This window comes from Pedobacter sp. W3I1 (genome assembly GCF_030816015.1).
Lineage (GTDB): Bacteria > Bacteroidota > Bacteroidia > Sphingobacteriales > Sphingobacteriaceae > Pedobacter.
This window is the reverse complement of sequence record NZ_JAUSXN010000001.1, coordinates 6,286,643-6,303,725: the sequence shown is the minus strand read 5'-3', so window position 1 is coordinate 6,303,725 and position 17,083 is coordinate 6,286,643. Positions and strand designations below refer to the sequence as shown.

At 37.1% G+C, this 17,083-nt stretch carries 14 protein-coding genes and 1 pseudogene; 6 read left to right on the top strand and 9 right to left on the bottom strand.

The window, feature by feature from the left end; genetic code table 11:
• Positions 1-515 precede the first annotated feature (515 nt).
• Entirely contained in the window at positions 516-1,298 is a 783-nt protein-coding gene (gene dapF / locus QF042_RS25890) for a diaminopimelate epimerase (RefSeq protein WP_307533062.1), read from the bottom strand.
• A gap of 316 nt (positions 1,299-1,614) precedes the next feature.
• Here dapF and QF042_RS25885 point away from each other — a divergent pair, with 316 nt between their 5' ends.
• Entirely contained in the window at positions 1,615-3,165 is a 1,551-nt protein-coding gene (locus QF042_RS25885) for a trypsin-like peptidase domain-containing protein (RefSeq protein ID WP_307533060.1), read from the top strand.
• A 56-nt stretch (positions 3,166-3,221) separates the two neighbouring features.
• Here the strand turns inward: QF042_RS25885 and QF042_RS25880 are convergent, their stop codons facing one another.
• Positions 3,222-3,566 carry a four-helix bundle copper-binding protein gene (locus tag QF042_RS25880; RefSeq protein ID WP_307533058.1) on the bottom strand — a complete coding sequence of 115 codons (345 nt, stop codon included), beginning with the start codon at positions 3,564-3,566 and terminating at the stop codon, positions 3,222-3,224.
• A gap of 1,137 nt (positions 3,567-4,703) precedes the next feature.
• On the opposite strand from QF042_RS25880, the gene QF042_RS25875 reads away from it, so the two are divergent.
• Both QF042_RS25875 and QF042_RS25870 read left to right on the top strand, forming a co-directional pair.
• The gene (locus tag QF042_RS25875) at positions 4,704-5,207 is read left to right on the top strand and encodes a hypothetical protein (RefSeq protein WP_307533056.1); all 504 of its coding nucleotides are present in this window, start codon (positions 4,704-4,706) and stop codon (positions 5,205-5,207) included.
• Positions 5,208-5,535: 328 nt separating this feature from the next.
• Positions 5,536-5,727 (top strand): cold-shock protein, encoded by a 192-nt coding sequence (locus tag QF042_RS25870; protein WP_307533054.1) that lies wholly within the window; start codon positions 5,536-5,538, stop codon positions 5,725-5,727.
• 88 nt (positions 5,728-5,815) lie between these two features.
• Here the strand turns inward: QF042_RS25870 and QF042_RS25865 are convergent, their stop codons facing one another.
• The gene (locus tag QF042_RS25865) at positions 5,816-6,937 is read right to left on the bottom strand and encodes a thioredoxin family protein (protein WP_307533052.1); all 1,122 of its coding nucleotides are present in this window, start codon (positions 6,935-6,937) and stop codon (positions 5,816-5,818) included.
• A gap of 510 nt (positions 6,938-7,447) precedes the next feature.
• Between QF042_RS25865 and QF042_RS25860 the strand changes: the two genes are divergently transcribed.
• The 3 genes and pseudogenes from QF042_RS25860 to QF042_RS25850 all read left to right on the top strand — a co-directional run bounded on the left by QF042_RS25860 (position 7,448) and on the right by QF042_RS25850 (position 11,009).
• Positions 7,448-8,128 carry a succinate dehydrogenase cytochrome b subunit gene (locus tag QF042_RS25860; protein WP_307533049.1) on the top strand — a complete coding sequence of 227 codons (681 nt, stop codon included), beginning with the start codon at positions 7,448-7,450 and terminating at the stop codon, positions 8,126-8,128.
• Positions 8,129-8,145: 17 nt separating this feature from the next.
• Positions 8,146-10,127: pseudogene (locus QF042_RS25855) on the top strand (fumarate reductase/succinate dehydrogenase flavoprotein subunit).
• 111 nt (positions 10,128-10,238) lie between these two features.
• Positions 10,239-11,009 carry a succinate dehydrogenase/fumarate reductase iron-sulfur subunit gene (locus QF042_RS25850; RefSeq protein ID WP_307533047.1) on the top strand — a complete coding sequence of 257 codons (771 nt, stop codon included), beginning with the start codon at positions 10,239-10,241 and terminating at the stop codon, positions 11,007-11,009.
• 939 nt (positions 11,010-11,948) lie between these two features.
• On the opposite strand, the gene QF042_RS26450 is transcribed toward QF042_RS25850, so the two are convergent.
• From QF042_RS26450 to QF042_RS25825, 6 genes are all read right to left on the bottom strand, one after another.
• Positions 11,949-12,077, bottom strand: coding sequence for a hypothetical protein (locus tag QF042_RS26450; protein WP_373459111.1), 129 nt, complete (start codon positions 12,075-12,077; stop codon positions 11,949-11,951).
• Positions 12,078-12,353: 276 nt separating this feature from the next.
• Positions 12,354-12,986 carry a TonB-dependent receptor plug domain-containing protein gene (locus QF042_RS25845; protein ID WP_307533045.1) on the bottom strand — a complete coding sequence of 211 codons (633 nt, stop codon included), beginning with the start codon at positions 12,984-12,986 and terminating at the stop codon, positions 12,354-12,356.
• Positions 12,987-13,017: 31 nt separating this feature from the next.
• Positions 13,018-15,000 carry a M56 family metallopeptidase gene (locus tag QF042_RS25840; protein WP_307533043.1) on the bottom strand — a complete coding sequence of 661 codons (1,983 nt, stop codon included), beginning with the start codon at positions 14,998-15,000 and terminating at the stop codon, positions 13,018-13,020.
• The gene (locus tag QF042_RS25835; protein WP_025143307.1) at positions 14,997-15,374 is read right to left on the bottom strand and encodes a BlaI/MecI/CopY family transcriptional regulator; all 378 of its coding nucleotides are present in this window, start codon (positions 15,372-15,374) and stop codon (positions 14,997-14,999) included. Before QF042_RS25835 ends, QF042_RS25840 begins: the two co-directional genes overlap by 4 nt.
• Positions 15,375-15,586: 212 nt before the next feature.
• On the bottom strand, positions 15,587-16,225 hold the full coding sequence (locus tag QF042_RS25830; RefSeq protein WP_307533040.1) for a response regulator transcription factor: 639 nt from the start codon (positions 16,223-16,225) through the stop codon (positions 15,587-15,589).
• A 4-nt stretch (positions 16,226-16,229) separates the two neighbouring features.
• Positions 16,230-16,883, bottom strand: coding sequence for a sensor histidine kinase (locus tag QF042_RS25825; protein WP_307533038.1), 654 nt, complete (start codon positions 16,881-16,883; stop codon positions 16,230-16,232).
• Positions 16,884-17,083 lie beyond the last annotated feature (200 nt).

Below are 17,083 nucleotides of genomic sequence, written 5' to 3'. Positions count from 1 at the left end.
TTTTTCAAAATAAATGTTGAGTATTTTGGCCAATAAAATGCATTGATGGTGTCTGTTTTACGCCATTCTTTATCCAGTTGCGTATACCGTCAATAAGACCACCAGATTTCACTATTGAATTGTAAAGAGTCAACAGATTTGGGCGCTACCCAATCCCCGGAAATGGGGAAAGGGTCAGGCTTTTCAGGGCTACGCTTCGCTCCGGTACCGATGAAGGATCGGTACTAAACCCTTACAATCCCTAGCGCAAAACACACCGCTTTAAAGACCTTCGCAGGTTCGAGAAGCCTTTGAGGTCTGGATACCCGTCGTGCTACTGCCAATTTTAAATAAACCCGATCGGAGGCGGTATTCCGATTTTTCATCGGAATTTAGCAAAGAGCGGGACTGAAAGCCCCGATGAAAAACTGTTTCTTGTTTTCTAAAAGAATAGAAATTTCAAAAAAAATCCGAACTCCATAACTGAATTCGTGATTTATACTTTTTTAAAAATCGAGGTGGTTTGAAAAAGAAGGTTATCCCACTTCCCCCTCAAAAACCAATTTGGCCGGGCCACATAAAAATACATTGGTAAATGCTTTACCATCGTAATCGAATTCTATTTTAATATCGCCACCCAAAACTTTAATGGCTGTTTTAATATGGCCGGTTTGTTCTTTGTGTTTTGCCATGGCCATGGCTACGGCTGTAACCCCGGTGCCACAGGCATAAGTTTCATCTTCAACACCACGCTCGTAGGTGCGTACAAATAAATGGTCGCCTTTATCTTCTACAAAATTTACATTTATCCCTTTTTCTGCATAAGTTGCATTGTAGCGAATATTTTTTCCTGCAGTAAAAACATCAAAGTCTTTTAAATCGTTTTTTAAAGCAACATAATGCGGCGAACCAGTATTCAATACATAAGCTTCACCGTCTTTGGTTATGGTCTCTACATCAATCATTTGCAAATCAACCCATTCTCCATTTTCTGAAATTCTGGCATAATGCGGACCATCTACTGCCAAAAAGTTTGTTTCGCGGTCGATAATTCCGAGCTGTTTGGCAAAGGCAACAATGCATCTGCCGCCATTTCCGCACATGCTGCCTAACTTGCCATCAGCGTTAAAATAATGCATCTCAAAATCATAATCCTCATGTTTGGTAATAAACATTAATCCATCGGCACCAATGCCAAATCTTCTATGGCACAGTTGTTCAACGAGTTGATTATCAATATTTTTTAACGGACTCATGGTGTGGTCTATTAAAATAAAATCATTGCCTGCGCCCTGGTATTTAAAGAAATTAATTTTCATGAAAGCTTCATTTTTTAATGCAATATTTGAGTTGCAAAAGGTAATCAGCAGTTTGTGTTTTTTAATTTAACATTTTTTAACACAAACTAAGTGCTTTGAGGATACAAATATCGTTTATATGGTATTAAATTTGAATAAACTTACAAAAGAAAATTTGAGCAGATAAAAATTGCCTGAGCATTCTGCTTAAATCAAAGTGAAAAATGCTCTTGCAAATAATAACATTTAACAAATGAATATTATAAGCTAACCAAACAATTAGCTAGCAAATCAGCTTATAATAAATCATGGCATTAAAAAAATAATATATAAACACATGAAAAAAATATTAGGAATTACCGTGTTGGCTGCTTTTATAGGTGGGGCAGCAGCAATTGGAGGTTACAAACTATTTGAACATAACCAAACAGGCAGTACAATTACTGAAAAACAGAACTTATACTTCGCCAATAATCCGCTTAAAGTATCATCAGCTGGGACAACAGATTTTACGCAGGCAGCAGCAGCAGTTGCACCTGGTGTTGTGCACATTAAAACTACATATGCGGCACAAAGTGGCGGTGGTAGAAGTTCTTCTCCGTTTGATATGATGGAAGATTTCTTCGGTGGCGGTGGCCGTCAAATGCAACGTCAGCCTAGAGCGGCATCCGGTTCTGGTGTCATTATCAGTCAGGATGGTTATATCGTAACCAATAACCACGTGGTAGAAAATGCAGAGAAAGTTGAGGTGGTTTTAACAGACAGACGTAAAGTTGAGGCAAAAGTAATTGGCCGCGATCCGAATACCGATTTAGCATTAATTAAAGTAAATGCAACTGGTTTACCTGTAGTGAAAATGGGTAACTCTGATAATGTGCAGGTTGGAGAATGGGTTTTAGCGGTTGGTTTCCCATTAGATTTAAATACTACAGTAACAGCTGGTATTGTAAGTGCAAAAAATCGTAGCATTGGTATTATTGGTCGCGAGCAACAAGGCAGTGAAATTACAGAAGAGGAATATCGCGAATACCAACGTACCGGTAAAAGACCAGATCGCCCGGCAAATACCAGTATTGAATCATTTATCCAAACCGATGCTGCCATTAACCCGGGTAATAGCGGTGGTGCTCTTGTAAACGCAAATGGCGAATTGGTAGGTATCAACTCGGCAATCGCATCGCAAAGCGGATATAATCAAGGTTATGGATTTGCAATTCCAGTTAACCTGGCCCGTAAAATTGTGGATGATTTTATGAAATATGGCTCAGTTAAACGTGGTTACATTGGTGTTAACTTTGTGCCGTTAAGTGGCGAAGATAAACCTGAAGGCATTAAAACCAATGAAATAAGTGGTTTATATGTGAATGATGTGGTTGCTGGTGGTGGTGCTGCTGCGGCAGGCATTAAATCGGGCGACGTAATCAAAAAAGTTGATGGAGTGGTGATCAACGATTCACCTGATCTTCAGGAAAGAGTTGGTCGTTTAAACCCAGGTGATAAAGTTAAGTTAACCGTGTTGAGAGATGGTGCACTTAAAGATTACACCGTAACGTTAAAAGGAGAAGCTAGTGTTGGTTTAACTGCGAAAAATGCAGCGAGCAAAGGTGCTGAGGTTTCGAAATTAGGTGCAACTTTTGCCCCTGCTACCCAGGCTCAGAAATCAAAATATGGCATTAATAGTGGTGTAGTGGTAACATCAGTTACTACTGGTAAGGCTTTTGATAATATTGGTGTTGAAAAAGGTTTAATCATTACTAAAGTGAATGGACAACCTGTAAATTCTGTAGCTGATGTACAAAAAGCATTGCCTTTAGGCAGAAACAACATGGTGAGTATTTCTGGTGTTGGCGAGCAAGGTTCATATAACTATAGCTTCCCTGCGCAGTAATTGATCTGATAAAAAATAGTTAAAGGTGTCCCGATGTAAAATCAGGACACCTTTTTTTAATCCTGATGAATTGGTTCATGACTGGCATGGCAAGCGTCAGCACATTCTTCGCAGGCAACAGCACATTGTCTGCAGTGTTCATGATCATGTTTGCTACATTCAGCAGCACAAAGCCTGCATATTTCTTCGCAAAGCAGTAAATATTGGTGGCCGATAATTGAATCTCTTTGCAACAATCTGGCCGCCTGAGTACAGATATCTGCACAATCCCTATCGAGTTTAATACAATCGATCATCATGTTGATGTCTTCTTCTTTTAAACAGGACGATGCACAATGCTCGCAAGCTAGCGCGCAATCTAGTAAAACCTGGATTAAATTATGGTTATTTCTTGTTTCCATATCGTTAAAGATTTTAGTTATAAATGTTTTGTTTATTAACAACCTGCTGGAATTTAAACTGTTTTAAAAAAATCGAATTGGTGACTGGTTGCATCGTCCGCAGCTAATTCAATGGTGTACGCCCCATAAACTATTAGGTTATATTTTTTAGCCACGAAGGACAAGGTCATTAAGTTAAGCGTCGCGGTTGTCAGTCTGAGCGCAGTCGAAGACTTCTTGAGATTGATTAAACGCAAATAAATGCCCTTCGACAGGCTATCATTGACAGAATCCGTTAGTGTGGTCGTCATTCTCGCGCAGGCGGGAATCTTAAAGCCTAAGATCCCCAATCATTTACCAATGACAGATTCCAAAATTGGCGTCATCTCGACCGAAGCAAATGCGGAGCGGAGAGATCTTTGGACTATGTTAAAAGATCTCTCCACTGCGGTCGAGATGACGATTTATCTTACCTGTCACCCAACTCCTTTGTTTTTTGCTAAAAACTGATCGATACCATTGATGTAATTTTGTAATCATTTAAATATGAATGGTTATACCGACTATGTGTTTCCGTCCAGCTAGGCCATACCACCGTATTCCCGTTTTACTTAAATCTGGCCTAACAATTTTTTTCGGGCTCCACTGACCCAGCCAACCCACTGGCTTCGAAAGAAAAATTTTCAGCCGGCATTTTATGCCAAAAAGAAAGAGCCCATCGGCGGCGGTGAGCCGAGGAAAGCATGAGCTGTAGGGTAAAAAATAATCAATTATATACGTCATTCATATTGATTTTATACCATAAATTAACCCTCAGGGTGGCATCTTTTTGCGATGTATCCCTTAACGTAAAGACATTGCTGAAGCACAAAAAGTACAGAATGTCAATTAGAGCTTGTTTCTGTTGAATTCGTAATGCAATGTGTTTTAGATTGGATTCACTGAGTGGCTTTCGCAGGAAATAAAATCTAGAATGTTAAAATATCTTAAATAACGGCCTGTTCAGTCAAATCCCCGTACTCAAAACAATATTCATCCGTTTTTCATAATCAGGATTTAGTTTTGCTATTTACCGATTGATAATCAGCCTTTACCGATACTCTATAAATTATTTTTTTTATTGTTCCCATATTTGAATCAGCAACAAAACCGAATATTATGGCTTTAGCTAGCATTAACCTCAGCGTAAAACAATATTTTAATTTCATGTGCAGAACGGATTTTGAAAGACGGATCTTTCATGATACTTACAAAGAATTTCAAAAAAGATCAAAAATATACAGTTTAGATCAACATCTGCATACCTTTTCTCAGATGCAACAAGCCAACGAAAGGGCAGGAACGCTAAATCAAAAACTTCAGTATTCAGTAATGAACAGCATTGCTGCTTTAGAACATAAAATGCCTGTTTTAAACGATCTCGAAGATCGTCCGATCCTTTTCGATTGGGCCGAATTACATATTTATGCTTCTGATTTGTTAAATAAAGCAGCACATGTGGTTTCCATCACCTATACCAGTCCGAAATTAATTTTACACGAAATTGTTGGTGATTTGCTAATCTTAAGCTATAATGCAAAAGCGTACGAAACATTAGTTGTAAAAATTACCGAAAACCTGACGGTAAATTATGAGCAGCAAGAAAGCCTCGTTTATAGCTAAATTTAACCTCAATTTGCAGCAGGCTGGCTTTGTTTCTAACTTTTCGCTGTCATGTTATTCATCATAATGAACAGTCGGGGCAATGCAGTTTTTCGTTACCGGTCTTGCTTTTATAGGACAGAAAAGCGGAGGGGAGAGCCAGTTTTGACCGTTTTTTATTGATAAAACCAAGTGGTACCTCAACTAATTAGGAATTAAATTGAGCCACGAAATAGGGCTTAAAAGGGCAAATAGTCGATATATTTAGCATTTATATATAATAAAAAAAATAAAAAATTGATTTATAGGTATTTAACGCTATCTTTGGTACAAATTAAAATACAATATAATGCAACAAGGAACAGTAAAATTTTTTAATGAAACTAAAGGTTTCGGATTTATCACTCCATCTAATGGCGACGCCGAAATTTTTGTTCATGCTTCAGGCTTAATTGATAACATTCGCGAGAATGATACCGTAGACTACGATGTAGAAGAAGGTAGAAAAGGCCTAAACGCGGTAAATGTTAAAGTAGCTTAAGAAAACTCGAACACATAAATCGTAAAAAGTCCCGATGCAAATCGGGACTTTTTTTGTGGGATCAACTTTGGATTGTCGATCCTTAACGCTATCTACCGGCCAAATTTTTGCTGATTTCGCTATCAACAAAATCTAAAGAAAGATCATTGTTGCTTAATACAGTACCACTTTTATCTACTAAAAAGAAGTAAGTAATGTTGTAATTGCTTAAGTTTTTTGCATTTGGCGATTTCGCGCCCTGAAGATCTGAATATTGTGGCCAGGTAAGGTGGTCATCCTTGATCACATTTACCCACCAGTCTCTTTTCTTATCTAACGATACGCCTATGAATTCTACATCTTTATTTTTATACTTCTCGTAAAGCTTAACCAATACCTGATTGTTTTTTCTGCTTTTCCCACTATAAGAAGTCCAGCATATAACCAGGTTTACTTTTTTAAGTATACTTGAGTTAAACTTTTTTCCCTCCGGATTTTCCCCTTCGATATTTGGCATTTTACTTCCCGCCATCATCTGGCTGGCTTGTTTAATCTCTTCTAAAAGGCTTTTGCCCTTTTTGCTTTCCTGAATATCTTTATCCAAACTGTTAAAGATGGATAAATAATGCTTGGCTTCCGAATCTGCTCTGCCCAATTGTTCCAATAAAAAGAGGGTGTGTGTAGAACCAGGATACTTTTTGGCAAAGGCCTTTATGATATCCAATTGGAGCAAGATTTTTTTCTCTCTCCAAACGTCTGCTTTTTTCGCCCGTTCCATAATGTTGGCTTTTGTGGCTTGGTCTAATTCCAATTCAACAATATCTAAACTGTCGAGCAGGCTTTTACTCATATAGTCTTTCAGCCCATAGTAGTTTATAAATTGTTCACCCTCTTCGGTTGGAACGCTTTTTAAAGGATATGAATTGATATTTTTTCCGTCGAGAACACCTTTGAAGGTGCCTTTATCCAGATAGAAGTAATATTCTCCTTTGCGTGAGCCGTCTTCCGCTCTGATAATCGCATAACCTTTTACAGGCATATTGATTTTAAAAGTCTGGTTGGTGTTGGTAATGTTTTCAACTTTCAATGTTTTGCCGTTTTCTGCACTTTGAATAGTAATTACCGCATTTGGGCCAAAGTTTTTGGTTTCTAGATTAAATGTAGCAGGAGCTGGATCGCAAGCAGAGAAGAGGCTGGCTAATAGAATAAGCAAATAGAGCTGTTTTTTCATATTAATAATTTGACAGAGCAATATAACGAAAAGATTAGTTGTTTTTTTAGGATTGAACTTAGAATAATATTTCTAATCATGTATCAATTACTTGCGTAGCGTAACAATCTTAATGTTTTAAACTTACTGAGATAAAATCGAAAGCATTATCTCCAAGCGAGCGTCACCCTGACCTGTAGCGAAGCGAAAAGCTACGCAGTAAATTTATTTCAGGGTCTTTATAGCATGATAGATGCTGAAATAAATTCAGCATGACGATATTAACGATAGTTACTTATATATGATGAGAAATACCTATTGAAAGAGTGCTTTTGATTAGTAAACTGATTTAGTTTAATATCTAATCTTCATATCGAAACCACAAACAATCCAATAATCTTTCAATTATTTTCGAATATGCTTTAGAATGTTTCTAAATAAATGTTTTATCGTTGTTTTGTCATAATCGTTTATAAATTAAACTCATAATTAGATACTTTTGCAAGAAATTTAGATATAAATCCTAATCAAATGAGTGGTTTCGGAAATGCACTTTCTTCATCAATCGGAAGAAAATACGTTATGGGTATTACAGGGATATTCCTGATACTCTTTTTAATTGTACATGCTGGTATTAATTCGTTAATATTTCTTGACGATAATGGTTTGAAATTTAATATTGGAGCACACTTTATGGCTACCAATTGGATCATTAGAGCAGGTGAGTACATATTGTTTTTAGGTTTGCTTGTGCACATTTATCAGGCAGTTAACCTGACTATTCAGAATAGAAAAGCCAGGCCTGAAGGTTACGCAGTTTATAATGGTAATGCTAATAGTAAGTGGTATAGCCGTTCAATGGGCTTGTTAGGAACTTTACTGCTGATTTTCCTTGTTATCCACCTGAAGGATTTTTGGGTAGTTTCTCGTTTTACAGGTATTCCAACTGTTGATGCAAACGGCCATGAAGATTTATATGCAGTAATGAAAGAGAAGTTTCAGGATCCGGTTAGGGTTGTTGCTTACGTTTTATTAATGATTTCTCTTTGTTACCATTTATTACATGGTTTCGCTTCGGCATTCCAAACTATGGGATGGAACCATTCAAAATATAATGGAATTATTAAACGTGTTAGTGTATGGTATGCGATAATTATTTCGATTGTATTCGCATTAATGCCGATTGCAGTTTACACACATTTAATTGATTAAGTTTTAGCACAAAAGATATGTCAGATATTAATTCAAATATTCCAGAAGGCGAATTAACCAGCAAATGGACAAAATATAAGTCTTCTGTGCCTTTGGTTAACCCATCGAACAAAAGAACTATTGAAGTAATCATTGTAGGTTCGGGTTTAGCAGGTGCTTCAGCAGCGGCTACTTTGGCTGAGATGGGTTACAAAGTAAAATGTTTTTGTTTTCAGGATTCACCACGTAGAGCGCACTCAATTGCTGCTCAGGGTGGTATCAATGCAGCAAAAAACTATCAGAATGATGGTGATAGCGTTTATCGCCTTTTCTACGATACGATTAAAGGTGGCGATTACCGCGCCCGCGAAGCCAATGTGCATCGTTTAGCCGAAGTAAGTGCCAACATTATAGATCAGTGTGTAGCACAAGGTGTGCCTTTAGCCCGCGAGTATGGTGGTTTGTTAGATAATCGTTCGTTTGGTGGTACACAGGTACAACGTACTTTTTATGCTGCAGGTCAAACTGGTCAACAGTTATTATTAGGTGCTTACTCTGCTTTAGAGCGCCAGATTGGTATGGGTAAAGTAGAAATGTATACCCGCGCCACGAAATGCTTGAGGTTGTTAAAATCGATGGCAAAGCCCGTGGTATTATAGCCCGTAACTTAATTACAGGAGAAATCGAGCGTCACTTTGGTCATGCGGTGGTATTAGGAACAGGTGGTTACGGTAACGTATTCTATCTTTCTACCAATGCTATGGGAAGTAACGTTACAGCGGCCTGGAAAGCGCACAAGCAAGGCGCTTATTTTGCAAACCCTTGTTATACACAGATCCACCCAACTTGTATCCCGGTTTCTGGCGATCACCAATCTAAATTAACCCTGATGTCTGAGTCGTTGCGTAACGATGGACGTATTTGGGTTCCTAAAAAGAAAGATGATAACCGTAAAGCTTCAGAAATTCCTGAAGATGAAAGAGATTATTATTTAGAACGCCGTTATCCTGCTTTTGGTAACCTGGTTCCACGCGATGTGGCCTCTCGTGCTGCGAAAGAGCGTTGTGATGCAGGTTATGGAGTAGGTGCTTCTAAATTAGCAGTATATTTAGATTTTAAAGCCAATACCGAACGTTACGGAAAAATCGAAGCTTCTAAAGCAGGTAACCACAATCCTGACAAAGAAACCTGTATGCGATTAGGTACTGAGGTAATTAAAGCTAAGTATGGTAACCTGTTCGATATGTATGCACAGATTACTGGCGAAAATCCTTACGAAACGCCAATGCGTATTTATCCGGCGGTTCACTATACCATGGGTGGTTTATGGGTTGATTATAACCTAATGACATCGGTACCTGGTTTATATTGTACTGGTGAGGCTAACTTCTCAGATCACGGTGCTAACCGTTTAGGTGCGTCTGCTTTAATGCAAGGTTTAGCTGATGGTTATTTCGTTCTGCCTTACACCATTGGAGCCTACTTATCAAAAGAGATTTCGGTAAAAGCAATCCCTACTGATCATCCTGCCTTTGTAGAGGCTGAAGAAAGAGCAGTGGGTATTTTAAATAAACTGATCAATATTAAAGGAACTAAGTCGGTAGATCATTTCCACAAACGTTTAGGTCATATTATGTGGGAGAAATGTGGCATGGCTCGTAACGCAAAAGGTTTAAACGAAGCAATTCAGGAAATCAGAGCATTACGTGCTGAATTCTGGAGCGATGTTCGTGTACCTGGAACAGTTGATGAATTAAACACCGAATTGGAAAAAGCTGGCCGTGTTGCTGATTTTATCGAACTGGGCGAGTTGATGTGTATTGATGCTTTAAACCGTAACGAAAGTTGTGGTGGACACTTCCGTGAAGAGTATCAGACAGAAGAAGGTGAAGCACTACGTGATGATGAGAACTATGCTTACGTAGCCGCATGGGAATTTAAAGAAGGTGTAAACTTCGAACTTCATAAAGAAGAATTGAAGTTTGAAAATATTAAAGTAGCACAAAGAAGTTATAAATAGTAGCAAGATGTGAGTATCGAGATTTAAGTATCAAGTATCAAGACAGTTTGCAATCTTGATACTTGATACCCACTACTTGATACTTATACTTGATACCTAAATCTCAATATCATGAGTACAGGAAATATGAACTTAACGCTAAAAGTTTGGCGTCAAAAAAATAACAATGCCAAAGGTGCTTTGGTAGATTATAAGTTGGCCGATATTTCACCGGATATGTCTTTCTTAGAGATGTTCGATGTATTAAACGAACAATTAATTAACAAAGGTGAAGAGCCAGTTGTATTCGACCACGATTGCCGCGAAGGGATTTGCGGAATGTGCTCGATGTTTATCAACGGTCGTCCACACGGACCAAAAGACTTGGTTACTACCTGCCAGTTGCACATGCGTTCTTTCAAAGATGGCGATACCATTGTTGTTGAGCCTTGGAGAGCAGCTGCTTTTCCGGTTATAAAAGATTTAACGGTAGATCGTTCTGCATTTGATAGAGTTATTGCTGCTGGTGGTTTTATTTCGATAAATACAGGTAATGCGCAAGATGCTAACAACTTGCCAATTCCTAAAATGCAGGCAGATGCGGCTTTCGAAGCGGCTGCTTGTATTGGTTGTGGTGCTTGCGTGGCAACTTGTAAAAATGCTTCAGCAATGTTATTTGTTTCTGCTAAGATCTCTCAATTGGCATTGCTGCCACAAGGTCAGCCAGAGCGTTACCGCAGGGTACAGAGCATGGTTGCGCAAATGGACGCTGAAGGTTTTGGTAACTGTACCAATACTGGTGCCTGCGAAGCTGAATGCCCAAAAGGAATCTCTTTAGAAAACATTGCTCGTATGAACCGCGATTTTGCATCTGCAAAATTTATTTCAGAAGAAACCGTTTAAAAAATATACTGTGTACTCAGTTTAACCGCTGGGTTTTGAGCCTCCACGTTGTGGGGGCTTTTTAGTTTTAATGGGTACTCTCTAGAGGCTATCTATCCATAACCTATTCAAGATCGCCGTGCTAAGAGGATGTATAATAAATGTAAATTGTCATCCTGAGGGTTAATTTATTTCATAAAAATCAATACGAATGACAGGGGATTTTAATGAATTAATATATTGCGCGGAATCGTCATTCCCAACTTGATTGGGAACCACGAAGTGCTCATCGCAGATAATCGTAATGCAATAAGTTTTAAGATTCCCACCTGCGCGGGAATGACGACCTTTCTATAGGAATCTGTCAATGGTAGCTTGTCGAAGGACTTAATTAATACACTTGTATAGTTTGCTGAGAAATTGTCTTTATAATACAATCTCTTTATTACAAGTGCTTAGTTTTTTTCAAATCCCTTGTAGCTACATTATGCTCAGCATCTTTTTTCTACTATAAAATCCTGTCCTTGACTGAATCTGAATAGGGCAACAACGCTAATTATAAAATATATAAAGAATTATCTGTTGAAGACATATTATTAATCAAACTCCTGTTAATAGACAAAAATAATAATGAATTAAATTCTATGATTTATTAGCAAACTGACGATTAAAACTAATACACATTTAACATTTGTCAGCTGTTGTGAAAACATATGAAACTTTAGATTTTAAAATCGAAACCTTGCACAACAAAGTAGCTCCAAAATAAAAGTTTGCGAAAGTTGTAATAATCTTATGTTTGCATATTAAAATTTTGCATAATTAGAAATTTTATTCTGTAATATTTGCATATACATTAAAGTTTTTCTAAATTTATTCCTCCGAGACAGGAGAGAAAACATAAAACCCCGGTAATTTTGCTGGGGTTTTGTGTTTTTGATGAGTTTAAAAACTTTTGCCTTACTTCAATGCGAAATTAACATTGATATTATATTTTACCCTCACCGGAACCCCAAACTGTATTCCCGGGCTCCAGTTTGGAGAAGCTGATACTACTTCAGTATTTGTTTCAGGGCTTAATCCCCTTATAACCTTTATGTTTGTTAAACTGCCGTCTTTTTATACAATAAAAGAAAGAAATACCTTTCCTTGAATGTTTCCAGGCTTCTTTAGGGTTTAACGTTTTGGCTTAAGTATTTATAAAATGCTTTTACACCCCCTGGAAACCCCGGTTGTTTTTCAGCCAATACAAAATCTTAAACTTTATCCGGGTTATTCTGCACTTAACGGAATTATAATACATGGCAATGCCGATTAGGGCTAAAGATTAGCTTTCTCCTGGTTTTTTATTAAAATGTTGATTATTTAGTTTTTCTTGGGAGTTGCTTTTGGCTTTTTGGTGGTAATAATCACTACTCCATTTTTGCCCTTATCTCCATGTAAGGTTATTGCAGATGAATCTTTAAGCACTTCTATCGATTGGATAGAGTCCTGGTCCAAATTTTTTATTTCTGCGATTTCTTTCCCATCAATAATATAAAGTGGTTCCGCCTTCTGGTCAAAATCTCTGTTCAATAGATTTCTTAAGGTTACCGGCTTATTAGGGTTAGGTACATTTGGTCGAACGCTAAATCCTGATACTTTTCCTTTTAAATTGGATCCGGCAGTTTTTATTGGAGCGGCTTTAAGTCCATAATTATTGCTCAGAGAACCATTTTTGGTTTTAACTTCTATTACTCCCGCAAAACCATCAGCGCCATATTTGGCCGTTGCTAAACTATCTTTTAAGATGCTTACCGATTCGATGTTATTAGGGTCAACTTCGCTAAGTGATGATGCCCCTCTTATATACTGTTTATTGCCATCTACTACAATTAAGGGTTCAGTGTCAGGTACTCCTCTAAGTGTAATTTTTGTCGTTTTTGTACTATCTGCTTTTTGAGCAAAACCCACTAAACTTAAACCCATCATCATGGTAAATGCGATTATATTTTTCATAGTATATCAATTAGGTTTCATTGAATATTGGTTAGAATTTCTTTTTAAGATCGAAAAAATTAGTGTTTTTGTCTATTGCCAGCTCTTTTTCATCAAGATTGCGGAAAACGTTGTTTTTTGTTTTGCTTGTAATTACAATTGCACCCGCTTTAGCTCTTGGGCCATACAAATCTGTTGCCGCCTGATCTTTTAAAACAGAAATTGACGCTATATTATTTGGATTTATAGTGCTCAGTTGGCTATTGTTTGGTAACCTCACACCATCTAAAATAATCAATGCTTCCTGATTTATACCATCTTTAAAAGTGCTCCGGTTTGTTGATATACCGCTTGTTTTAATCTCTTTTGTGGGATCACTGAGGGTGAAATTAACGTTGATGTTATATTTTACCCTTACGGCTAAGCCATTCTGGATGCCAGGATTCCATTTTGGCGATTCCTTTATAACCCTCATCGCTTCTTCATCGGTACCACTTCCTAAACCCCGTGTAATTTGCACATCTGTTAATGAGCCATCTTTTTCAACCACAAAACTCAGAAAAACTTTACCTTGTACATTGTTCTCCTGTGCAAGCTTTGGATACTTAATGCTGCCACTCAGGTATTTATAAAACCTGGTTATGCCGCCTGGAAATTCCGGCTGTTTCTCGATCGAAATGAAATCATATACTTTATCCGTATTTTCAGATTTAATGGAGCTGGTTTCTGCTTCGGCAGTTTTAGGTAGGTAAGATATGATATTAATCTTGTTCAGATTTACATATTCGCTCGATTTAGGTATTAATTTATTCTTAAACTCTTCCGACGATTCTGGAATTTTAAAACTTACCGTTAAAGCGTATTTGCCATCAGCTATAGTTTTAAATCCTTTATAAGATAAAATTGCTTTCATCACTTCTTCGTCGCAGCCTGCCCCTAGTTCTACATTCGATGTAATATTGGTAACCCTGCCGCCTTTTAGATTAAATTTGATCTGGGCATTACCTTGTACCTCATCACTGCTGGCCGCGCCTGGGTATTTAATATTTCTTAATAAAAACTGATAAAATCCTTTCCAGTTAGCATCTGTTTTACCATCAACCGAAATTTTAGGTGCTATAATTATCTTCCCGGGGTCAGTAACCATGTTTTCAACGATCTCAATCGGCTTCTCTAAAGGGATTTGATCGGTAATGGATAGCAGCTTCTCATTTTTACGAACAGTAGCCGACGAAAACACAATTAAAAGGGCAAACAGAGGAATAGAAATCCCATACTTCATAACAGCGATCTTTTTAGACCGCTCTTTATGAAGCATGAAAATTCTTTTTTTGATCAATGATTTTTCTAAAAATCCATTGGTTAAGGCATTTGGTGAAATACCAAACGACTTACTTAGTAATAGCATGGCATATTCAGCTTTATCGCCCTGAAATTCGGCGGCAAGTTCATCAGCCAAAAACTCGTGGATATTTTTAATGGCTTTTTTATAAAGATAAATAACCGGGTTTAACCAGGTAATAATCCCTATAATTTCGAAAAATAAAATATCTACAGTATGCCATTGTTTGATGTGTGCTTCTTCATGAATATCAATCACATCCATTTGTGGTAATTCCTGATCAATTACTTTTTTGCCAAAAAAAGAGAAAGCCGAGCCAGCCTTACTTACCGTGATGAGTTTTTTAACTGCAAATAAGTTAAATACCAATCTACCTAAGAAGAACAAAGTACCTGCACAATAGATATAAACGAATGCATTTCCCCAGTTAAAACCAGTGTTACGCTCCGTAACAATTGTTGCTTGTGCTAATACGGCTTCCCAATTAACTGAAGTGTAAACCTGTTGCGCCGCTCTCTGTTCCGTTAGCCATTCTAAACGGATAAATGGTATACATAGGGACAAAACGCCCGCAGATACTAAATAAATGCGGTTTAAAGTGAAGTAGGTCTCCTTATCTAACAGTAATTTATAAAAACCGAAAAAAACAATTAAGTATAAGTTCACCTGTAATAGGTAGTGGGCAAAACTCATTTTGGCTTATGTTTAATTTTATTAATCATTTTTAAAATTTCATCAACATCACTTAAATCCAGTTTTTCTTCTTTAACGAAGAAAGAGAACATGCTCTCTACCGAATTTTCGAAGTAATTGCCTAATAGTTTTTCTGTCGCATGGCGTTTATATTCTTCTCTGCTGACTAAAGGATGATACTGATGTGCTTTTCCGAAGGCTTCGTGACCAATAAAACCCTTGGTTTCTAGAATTCTAATAATGGTTGATACGGTATTGTAGGCAGGTTTAGGGAGGGGTAGCTCATCAATAACTTCTTTGACGAATGCTTTTTCCAATTGCCATAAAACCTGCATAATCTGTTCTTCGGCTTTGGTTAAATCTTTAATTTCCATAATAGTTAATAATAATAAGGATGATGGCAAATTACTTTGCCTTAACTAAAGTTAAAACTAATTAGTTAGTTATCCAAATTTTATTTAATAAATTATCAGGAAAAATTAATGAGCTGAAACTTTTATTCTACTTTAGGATTTTTATTTGCGAATAAGTAGTGGAATATAAATATTTATTTTGCTGTAAATCAATGCCTTATGCGCCTTATAGACTAGATGGTGATCAGGTTATTTTTGATTCCATATACCACTAATCCTGTACGCGATTTAATATTTAGTTTGGCAAAAAGAGATTCCCTATAGTTGTCTACTGTGCGTGGACTAACAAACATGAGATCTGCAATTTCCTTATAAGTAAGTTCGGTACTGCAATATTGTAAAAATGTGAGTTCTCTTGCAGAGAATACTGGCTTTTGATCGTCTTTCAATGCCACTAAAAGTCTGCCAGATACCAATTCGTTTACATAAAAACCCTTGTCTACTATTACTTTAATTGCAGTTAGCAAATCTGATGGCGTTGATTCTTTAAGCATGTACCCTCCGGCACCAGCTTTAAGCATTCCAATAATCGCTTTTTCATCCTCTAGCATGCTTAATGCAAGCACATGTACATCCGGATGATTCGTTTTAACCCATTTTGTTGCCGCAAAACCGTCCATTACAGGCATATTAATGTCCATTAATACGAGTTGAACCTGCTGGTTATTGTTCATTTTGGCCTGGAGATCTAATCCGTTTACCGCCTCAAACGTTATATTTATTTCATCAAATTCTTCCAATAGGCTTGCCAATCCGGAACGGAAAAGCGTGTGATCATCAACAATAGCGATAGAAATACTTTGGTCTTGCATACAATTAAGGGTATGGAACTTCTATTGAAATGGAGGTGCCCTCGCATGGAGCCGAATTTAATATTATTTTTCCATTGATCATCTCAATTCTTTTATAAATAGAATTTAGCCCCATCCCCGATTTTTTTGATTTAGTTTCTTCCGGGTTAAAACCAACTCCATTTTCTGTAACCCTTAAATGTAAAATATTGTCTGTCAGGTACGAATCGATTTGGATATGGGTTGCCTGTGCATGTTTTATAATATTATTAAGGATTTCTTGCAATAAACGAAGAATAATCAAATCCTTATTGGGTGATGCAACTTGCAGGTCAATTAAGTGGTTGTTGATTTTTAATTCGTAAGTGCCAGCCTTATTAAGCCAGTTAATTTCCTGATCTATTGCATGGCCAATGCCATTTTCTACCAGTTGCTCTCCATGTAACAGCTTGGCCAACTCCCTTAATTCTTTAATGGATTTGTTAACAAGCGCTAATGAATTATCTATTTTCTTTTTGGCCTTTTCTCCATCATCTAAATTTACAGAGTTTAAGGTTAGGGTAGTAAGGCTGAGCAACTGGCCAACGTTATCATGTAATTCTGTAGCAATACTTTGCATGGTTTGATCCTGTACTTCTACACGTGTTTGAAGCATTTCGGATTCAAATTTTTGTTTCATAGCTGCCTTTTCGAGAATATGATTTTTTCTATATTTAATACTAATCTTAATATAAAATATCAAAAACACGGGCATCAATAAAAAAATTAAAGTAGATATTCCTACTAAGATTGCAATTTGCGTTGTTTGGCTCTGCATATAAAAGAGTAAGCCCAAAGGCCATATAAAATCCAGTTTAATAGTATGTAGATAGCGTATGT